The organism is Roseateles sp. P5_B10 (genome assembly GCF_056400485.1).
Map to the genome: position 1 here is coordinate 1 of NZ_JBFULE010001096.1, position 1,421 is coordinate 1,421.

2 protein-coding genes are annotated in these 1,421 nt (G+C 68.9%); one reads left to right on the forward strand and one right to left on the reverse strand.

Annotated elements, in window-relative coordinates; translation table 11 throughout:
* On the forward strand, positions 1-560 hold a 560-nt coding region (locus tag AC1DU6_RS31120; protein ID WP_477861987.1), incomplete at its 5' end, for a BPSS1187 family protein.
* Here AC1DU6_RS31120 and AC1DU6_RS31125 read toward each other — a convergent pair.
* Entirely contained in the window at positions 557-1,198 is a 642-nt protein-coding gene (locus AC1DU6_RS31125; protein ID WP_457323480.1) for an FMN-binding negative transcriptional regulator, read from the reverse strand. The two genes, AC1DU6_RS31120 and AC1DU6_RS31125, sit on opposite strands and share 4 nt — an antisense overlap.
* Positions 1,199-1,421 lie beyond the last annotated feature (223 nt).

Sequence of the window (1,421 nt, forward strand, 5' to 3'; positions counted from 1 at the left end):
AGGCCCATCCGACCTGCGCCGCGGCCTTCCGCCAACAACGCGTCTGGGGCGACGCGACCGCGGCGCCCATTGACGACCGGCCCGAGGATGCCATCGTGCCGCGGCTCACCCGGCTGCTGCGCCATCTGGCCGAGCAGGATCCGGCGGGCCAATGGGCCGGCTACGTTGATGGCGATGAGCCACGCTGGAGCCGCATCGTGCTGGCTGGCCAGTCCCAAGGCGGCGGCATGGCCGCCTTCATCGCCAAGACGCGCTCGGTGGCCGGCGTGCTGGACTTCTCCGGCGGCTGGGACCGCGAGGCCGGCGGCGAACTGGCCCGCTGGTATCGCCGTGCCAGCGTCACGCCGCCCGAACGCTGGCATGCGACCTACCACGTGCAGGAGACGGCCGCCGACCTGCTGGCGCAAAGCTATCGCCTGTTGGGGATCCCRCCGGCCCAGGTTCATGCGTTGGACCTGCCGTTGCGCCCGGGCGGCCAGCCGCATGGCGAAGGCATTGCCAACGCGGCCTATGCGCCGCTGTGGCAGCAGATGCTGAGGGCGGTGAGACCCGAGCCCTAGCGCGCGGCCTCCCGCACCAGCTCTTCATGCCGCCGCATCGCGGCGGCCAGTTGATGGCCGCCGTAGCGGGACAGGCCGGCGTAGGCGTCGGCCCGCGCATCGGCTGGGTCGCCCTGGCCCAGCTTGAACTGGGCGCGGGTCTCCAGGATGCGGGCACTGAAGGGCACGATGTACTGCGCCAGTTGCTCCAGCCGCGGCCCCATCTCGGCCGGCCGCCAAGCATTGGGGTAGGGTGCTTCGACATGGGCGCTCAGCAGCTCCAGCGCACGCAGCAGCTGTTCCGGGCTGTCCTCGATGCTGACGTCCAGTTCGAACTGGACGAACTCGTAGTTCCAGGTCGGTGCGTAGCGGCGGTTGCTCATCCAGCTGCTGGCGATATAGCCCTGCGCACCGGTGAAGGTGGCCAGGGCGCGCGGTTGGCGCTGCAGCAGGGCGAACTGCGGGTTGCGACGCGACAGATGGCCGATCAGCCGTGCTTCGCCGCTGGCCGCATCGCGCTCCAGGATCAACGGCAGCGGCGTGGCCAGCATCCGGCCCTCGTCGGCGCTGACGAGGGTGGCCAGCGGGAAGTCGGCCACCACGCGGTCGATCTCGCCACGGTTGGCGGGCTGGAAGGGAAGCTGTTCGTACATCGACATGGCGTGGTTTCTTGTTGTGCTGGGAAGGCCTGCAGTCTAGGAACGCGCTGAGCCTCCTACGTGTGCGAATTTGCAATTTGTCATTGCAAAATTGCTGGTCATGACAGCGCCCATCATCAACGACCTGAACTGGGACGACCTGCGCCTGCTGCAACTGATCGCCCAGCATGGCGGCCTGGCCAAGGCGGCCGGCGCGGGCGGCTTGAGCCATGCGACGCTGTTC